Source organism: Gloeocapsopsis sp. IPPAS B-1203 (assembly GCF_002749975.1).
In the GTDB taxonomy this organism is placed as follows: domain Bacteria; phylum Cyanobacteriota; class Cyanobacteriia; order Cyanobacteriales; family Chroococcidiopsidaceae; genus Gloeocapsopsis.
Genome location: NZ_PEIG01000017.1, coordinates 113,618 through 119,783 on the forward strand (window position 1 = coordinate 113,618; position 6,166 = coordinate 119,783).

General features: G+C 42.4%; 8 protein-coding genes and 1 pseudogene. 2 read left to right on the forward strand and 7 right to left on the reverse strand.

The features are described 5' to 3' along the window. Positions 1–70: 70 nt before the first annotated feature. Positions 71–1,402 (reverse strand): calcium-binding protein, encoded by a 1,332-nt coding sequence (locus tag CSQ79_RS23370; RefSeq protein WP_099703510.1) that lies wholly within the window; start codon positions 1,400–1,402, stop codon positions 71–73. A gap of 365 nt (positions 1,403–1,767) precedes the next feature. Here CSQ79_RS23370 and CSQ79_RS28425 point away from each other — a divergent pair, with 365 nt between their 5' ends. Next, on the forward strand, positions 1,768–1,923 hold the full coding sequence (locus CSQ79_RS28425; protein ID WP_289501485.1) for a helix-turn-helix domain-containing protein: 156 nt from the start codon (positions 1,768–1,770) through the stop codon (positions 1,921–1,923). Between the two features lie 158 nt (positions 1,924–2,081). On the opposite strand, the gene CSQ79_RS23375 is transcribed toward CSQ79_RS28425, so the two are convergent. Next, complete coding sequence (locus CSQ79_RS23375) at positions 2,082–3,209, reverse strand: THUMP domain-containing class I SAM-dependent RNA methyltransferase (RefSeq protein WP_099703525.1); 1,128 nt, start codon at positions 3,207–3,209, stop codon at positions 2,082–2,084. A gap of 57 nt (positions 3,210–3,266) precedes the next feature. Continuing rightward, positions 3,267–3,833, reverse strand: a complete 567-nt coding sequence (gene hemJ, locus CSQ79_RS23380) for a protoporphyrinogen oxidase HemJ (protein WP_099703511.1) — start codon at positions 3,831–3,833, stop codon at positions 3,267–3,269. 286 nt (positions 3,834–4,119) lie between these two features. Between hemJ and CSQ79_RS23385 the strand changes: the two genes are divergently transcribed. Continuing rightward, positions 4,120–4,596 carry a hypothetical protein gene (locus CSQ79_RS23385; protein WP_099703512.1) on the forward strand — a complete coding sequence of 159 codons (477 nt, stop codon included), beginning with the start codon at positions 4,120–4,122 and terminating at the stop codon, positions 4,594–4,596. A gap of 26 nt (positions 4,597–4,622) precedes the next feature. On the opposite strand, the pseudogene CSQ79_RS23390 reads toward CSQ79_RS23385, so the two are convergent. The 4 genes and pseudogenes from CSQ79_RS23390 to CSQ79_RS28430 form a co-directional block, all read right to left on the reverse strand. Then, positions 4,623–4,970: pseudogene (locus CSQ79_RS23390) on the reverse strand (transposase); the annotation flags it as partial. Further along, entirely contained in the window at positions 4,964–5,548 is a 585-nt protein-coding gene (locus CSQ79_RS23395; protein WP_099703513.1) for an IS630 family transposase, read from the reverse strand. The pseudogene CSQ79_RS23390 and the gene CSQ79_RS23395, both read right to left, overlap by 7 nt. A 13-nt stretch (positions 5,549–5,561) precedes the next feature. Beyond that, a complete protein-coding gene (locus CSQ79_RS23400) occupies positions 5,562–5,939 on the reverse strand; it encodes a helix-turn-helix domain-containing protein (protein WP_099703514.1) in 378 nt (125 codons plus the stop codon). Between the two features lie 42 nt (positions 5,940–5,981). Further along, the coding region (locus CSQ79_RS28430; protein ID WP_289501489.1) for a hypothetical protein at positions 5,982–6,166 on the reverse strand (185 nt) is incomplete at its 5' end.

Consider the following 6,166-nt stretch of genomic DNA (forward strand, 5'->3'; position numbering starts at 1 on the left):
ATCCCTTACCTCAACTGTGACAAAGGAATACTTACAGCTTGCCCATATTCTTTTTTAATCTTGAGATTACTTAGAAGACAACAATGTCACTCTGGGTAATGCTAGGTGCGCCCGTTAGTGTCGCTATCTGAATTTGCCCAGCCCCACCTTTACCATCTATGTCAAAGAACAGCGCCCTATTAGATTTGTTGTAGATGAACCTGTCAGAGGCATCCTGGGCTGATGAACCAAGTCTGAACTGGTCAGCCGTAATAGCACCCGCAGTTAGCCCGCCGCCAAAGCCAATACCAAAGACTTCGATAGTATCATCAACAGCTTTAAAGTCTTTAATGATGTCAATACCTTCATTTGGGGCATTGAATTCAAACCTATCCTTACCAGCACCGCCAGTCAGCGTGTCATTACCAGCACCGCCAACCAAGAGATCGTTTTCCGATCCACCGTTCAAGGAATCTTTGCTCCCACCTCCAAACAGATAATCGTTGCCTGATTCACCAAACAGTGAGTTATTGTTATTCTGGTCTCCATACAAGTAATCGTTGCCGCCATTTCCATGTAACTCGGATTTAACCTGGGTTGGTATTATATCGGCAGATATCACATTATCTTGACTATTCCCAAAACCACGAATAACTGGCGAGGCATAATCTGCTAAAGCCCTGACCTGAAGTTCTTCAACATTGTCAGGCAAGGTAAAGGAGGAAACGTAGGATACGACCTTGTCAAATCCCTCGTTGGGCGACTCTACAATCGACACATACTCAGAGGACACTCCCTGACCCACAGCATATGTGTCATTGTCTCGACCACCAAAAGCTGCCGCGCTAAGATCTATTGGGTTCGTTAGAGGCACTGTCGGATTACCTAGTTGGATGTAATCGTTGCCCTCTTCTCCATAAATCGTATACGACCCTGAATAAGCATACACGGAATCGTTCTCTGTGCCACCTTTAACTAAAGCGGCGTTTGGAGGTTGGTTAACTAGGTTATTGAGGTAAAAAACATCCCTTCCTCCATTCCCTTCGAGGGTATTAGCTCCATCATATTCATAAATTACGTCATTACCATCTCCTCCGTAGACAAAATCGTCGCCGTAACCACCTCTTAGCTCATCGTCACCAGATCCACCGAAAAGATGATCGCTTCCGATATCGCCGTAGAGCGTATCGTTATCTTCATTACCGTAAAGATTATCGTCGCCTTCGTCTCCATGAATGGTATCGTTGCCAAAACCTCCGTTAATGTAATCGGTTCCGCCTACTCCGGAAATATTATCATCACCTCCTAGCCCGAAAATATAATCGGTTCCTGAGCCAAAGGCAGGGTCGCCATAGATAATATCACTCTGCTCAGTTCCCCTAAGATTGAGATCGTCACCATTTTGTCCTTTGATAGTTACCATTTTGAGAGTTCCTTTTAAGTCACAAAGTCAGTAGAAAACTCACGGGACTTAGACACTACAGGAGAGCTACTGCTCTTGTATAAACCTTAACTCTGTATATCAGGTTTGACAGTTAGTAAAAGTTATAAAAAGAGGTATTAAAAATAAAATGATTGTCCGGAAAAAAACTGTTAACCTTTTAATAAACAAAAGTCTGTAATTCAGTTTTTGAGAAAATTGTAGACTTTCGTGCTTTTGCTTTTGAGGAGTGTAATAGGAATGGAATTAATCGTTCCTATTTAAGTATTCAGATGTCTAAATGAGGTTGTATTACCTCATTGCCATCTTTTGTTGCCTCACAACCGTATAAAAAACGACTCTGACCGATGACTGTTGAAGAAGCTCTGCAGATTGTAGAAAAAATCTTAGACTACGATCGCTTAAACAAAGTTCAAGAAATAGTATTGCGACAGTCTTGGAAAGGAAAGTCTTATTCAGAAATTGCAGCAATAACAGATTATGAACCTGAGTACATCAAGTAAGTTGGCGTTCATTTACACAAAACTTTTGCCCTCTTCGCTATCTGCAAAGTTAGCCATAAACTTTTGAGAGGAGTCGTAGATGTTAAAAATTCGTGCTGCTCGCTCCAAAAAGTCTAAATCTGAAAAACCAAGTTGAAAAGTGCTAAAACTGCCTAATTTTAATACAGCTCATACTTAAGTAACGTACACGCTAAAGCACCGTTGAAGACGGGAATGCGCCGTGCAGCTTTTAATCCAACTTTTTTAGCTAATTCTTTGTTTCCCGTTAAAACAAAAGCTGTCCAACCTGTGAAACGTTGTTTCAAGACATCGCCCAGGGTTTTATAAAGTGTCCCTAGTTCTTTTGTTTCTCCTATTCGTTCTCCGTATGGTGGATTACAGATAATAATTCCACAATCGGCTGGAGCTTCTAGTTGAGATAATTCAGTTTGAGCTAACTTGATTTGATGTTCGATCCCGCAGCGTTGAGCATTACTACGTGCTTGAGCGAGGATATGAGGATCGCGATCGCTTCCCCAAATTGGTGCCGGTAATTCTGATAGTCTACTATTTTGCGCTTCTTTCAGTAGTTGTTCCCATAATTGAGGATCGAAATCAGGAAAGTTTTGAAAACTAAATTTTGGACGAAATAACCCTGGTGCAATATTCAAAGCTTTTAACGCTGCCTCAATCGGTAAGGTTCCAGAACCACAGAAAGGATCTAAAAACGGTGTATTTGTCTTCCACTCTGCCATATCTAGAAGTGCAGCAGCGAGTGTTTCTTTAAGGGGTGCTGCACCCATTGCTTGGCGATAACCGCGTCGATGTAAACTTGTACCTGAACTATCTAAGCTTAAAGTACAACGGTCTTGATGGATGTGGACGTTGATTGTTAAATCTGGATTGTGGAGATCTATGCTCGATCTTTGACCAAATTTAAGGCGTTGTTGATCGACAATAGCGTTTTTGACTTGTAGTGCTGTGAAGTGGGTATGGTTGAGCTTTTGATTACCACCTGTGCAGTTTACCGCTAGTGTGTTGTTAGGTTTGAGATACTCATCCCAAGCAATTTTCTGCACTTCTTGATATAAAATATCTGAGTTAGGGCAGTCAAATTCTTGAATTGGCACTAGCACCTTAAAAATTGTTCTTGCCCAAAGATTAACGCGGTATAGTGTTGTGCGATCGCCAACGAAATGCACCCCAGTAAAATCAGGACGTACTTCTTTTGCCCCTAATCTTTCCAATTCTTGGGCCGCAACGGGTTCTAGCCCGCGTTGTACTGTCGCAAAGTATTTAGAATTCAATGTTGTTTTGCTTGATAAAATTATGCTGAGTAAGATGGGCACAAGCCCACCTTGTAGTTACTCTTGCGCTTGTGCCATCACTTTTTCTTTATCGAGTCTGCGCTTTCTGGCATAGAGTTGGATTGTAGCTGCCATCGCGACGATCATCGCTAAAATTCCCCACGCTGTAATATCTGTAGGTAAATTGTTTTTAAATACAGCTAGTAAGACAATTGCGACGAGAAACACTGTAGGCGCTTCATTTAAAGCACGCAACTGCTGACTACTCCAACGACATTCATTTTTTGCTAATTGCTTCATTAGCCGTTTGCAATAGTGATGATAGCCAATCAACAAGACAACAAAGAGCAACTTAATGTGCAACCAACCTTGTTTAAGAACGTCGGGTTCAGTGCTGATTAACCCAATTGCCATTGCGACTGTCACTAGCATTCCTGGTGTCGTAATGATGTTATACAGTCGCTGTTCCATCAGTTGATATTGATTTTTGAGAATTGTTTGAGCAGGTTCTGGTTGCTCATTTGCCTCAACATGATAGATAAACAAGCGAACTAAGTAGAATAATCCGGCAAACCAAACAACAATACCGACAAGATGAAATGCTTTAAACCAGTAATAAGCCATATTCCTAAATCTGTTTCAAAATAAGGTCTTTTTCATGCACTTACAAACACAAACTTTAAACCTGATAACTCCCTAAATTTTAGTTTTCTTTGAAACTCTTAATCTCACTCAACTCAAATCCTATTGGGTAATTAGTTCCCAATGATTTGTTAAGAAAAATAAAGCCTCAAGTATTATTCTGGAAACTACCTGCTGCTACTTGTAGAACAAATAACACCAGTAATGAACTTTACACAATAGCAATTCGTTAAAAATTGCAACATTTATATTTAGGATATAACTTTTTATGCTTCATCATATTTCAATTGCGGTTGATCGCCCACTTCATGTTGCTGAAGTTTTAGCCCAGGTTTGTCATGGACAATCACTTCCTTTTCCACCACATCCAGGAAGTTATATTGTGTTAGCTGATGATGAGTATGGTACAGCAATTGAACTGTATCCAGCGGGGACTGAACTAATTCCAGGGGTTGAAGAAGCAGCATTTTCACACAATAATTTACCTAGCCCCTTTACAGCAGTTCATGCAGCAATTTCTGTCCCCATGAGTCGTGAAGAAATTGAAGATATTGGTGCGCGAGAAGGTTGGTTAGTTAGACACAGCGATCGCGGTCCTTTTCATGTTATCGAATTTTGGGTAGAAAATAAATTAATGTTAGAGTTTCTCCCGCCAAACTTAGCATTGGAATACCTAACTTTTATGCAACCACAAAACTGGAGAGCATTTCTTGAAAATGCAGTTCCAGCAGTAAGCATAAAGTAGTAAGATGCCATAGTCTTGACCAGGACTTACGCAGGGAACATTTGAACGGATGGGTGCTTGAGTTGCTCAATCAAGTAGTCCGATAGCATTCCGTGCTTAATTTGATAAATCGTTCTGCCGCTTATCAAAGCGATCGCTTTGAGACGGCTCCAGACTAGCAGGGCACAAGCAATATGATGGCGTTGAATGCGAGCTTTGCGACACTGGCAAGCTTCGAGTCCCGTTAACTGCTTCAGTTCGTGGTGAAACTCCTCAATCTGCCAACGGATACCACACGCATCTTGTACGGCATCCGTGGACGCTTGGGATAAGTCGTTGGTGGCGACAAACTCCGTTCTGTTGGTGGAAACAGTAACCCAAAACAGTTTCACCTTCTTACAGCAGTTCTCAAGTGGGTGAAATATAGCAACAGCAATGAGTAAACCAACCGATAATATCTTGGGTAGTAACTGCCACTAGAGCCTCGGTGATTGCTTGGTCTAACTGTGCATAGGTGCGTGCCGAAGAGTGCACGGAGAAACTCTTTAAGCTTTGACCAACAGTTTTCAATCGGCGAAAAATCTGGCGAGTAGGGAGACAGATAGATAACTGTTGCGCCAACGGATTCAATTGCCTCGCGGATACCAGCAACTTTGTGGGCAGGCAAGTTATCCATAACTACACACGCCCCAGTCCAAAGATTAGGCGCTAATACCTGAGTCACATAGGTTTTGAAGGCGAGGGCATCCGTTGCACCGGGAAAAGTAATTTCCCCTATCAGCCCCCGTAGAGCGATTGCACCAATCAGTGTTAGATTTTGTCCGCGCCCGTAAGGAGCGTGGTCGTAAGCGCGGCTACCTCGGCGAGAACGAGCATAGCGCCGTGTCATTGCCAAGTTGGAGCCTGTTTCATCTACAAATACCAAGTTTTCTAGTTGCACTTGACCAATCTCATGCCAATACTGAACTCGCAACTGCTGTACCCTCTCAGTTTCTCGCTCCGTTGCGTGCAGAGTTTTTTTTTCGAGTCAGCTTCAGTTTTTGCACAATCCGTCCCATCGTCGCCCGGCTAACCCTCACTCCAGTCTGTTGTTCTAGCCGCGCACACAACTCTACCAAAATGGCATCATTGTCCTCTGCTACTAGATTAACCAGCACTTGCTCTTGTTCTATGCTTAGTTTTGCTATCCTACCTCCCCCGTGCGCTCTCGGCTCCACCGTTCCATTTGTGCGATAGCGCTTTAACAAATTTTCAATAAAACTTAGGCTAACTCGAAACCTTTTCGCTAGTTGTCGCTGCGAACCCTCTTGCTGATTATATGCCTCAATGATTTTTTGACGCAGGTCTACAGAGTATGCTTTCATCTAGTTTTGTTCCATTCTTACCCTTAACTGTACCTTGCTCAATCAAGAATTGCTGTATCTTTGGGAAAGCCACGAATTTTGATGAGCTTGCCCTGGTCTAAGAGGATGTTTGAGAAGTAGCAAATTATACTCATTGGGTAGAATGGAGGGATGAAGCGAAAACCTGACAATACTGACGTTAGCGATGTTGAGTGGGCAATTATTGAACCGTTGATTCCAGGAGTTCA

What these genes read in the sequence shown, in the direction of transcription:
- CSQ79_RS23370 (WP_099703510.1), bottom strand. Translation starts at nt 1,402, where the DNA reads ATGGTAACTATCAAAGGACAAAATGGTGACGATCTCAATCTTAGGGGA.
- CSQ79_RS28425 (WP_289501485.1), top strand. Translation starts at nt 1,768, where the DNA reads ATGACTGTTGAAGAAGCTCTGCAGATTGTAGAAAAAATCTTAGACTAC.
- hemJ (WP_099703511.1), bottom strand. Translation starts at nt 3,833, where the DNA reads ATGGCTTATTACTGGTTTAAAGCATTTCATCTTGTCGGTATTGTTGTT.
- CSQ79_RS23385 (WP_099703512.1), top strand. Translation starts at nt 4,120, where the DNA reads ATGCTTCATCATATTTCAATTGCGGTTGATCGCCCACTTCATGTTGCT.
- CSQ79_RS23400 (WP_099703514.1), bottom strand. Translation starts at nt 5,939, where the DNA reads ATGAAAGCATACTCTGTAGACCTGCGTCAAAAAATCATTGAGGCATAT.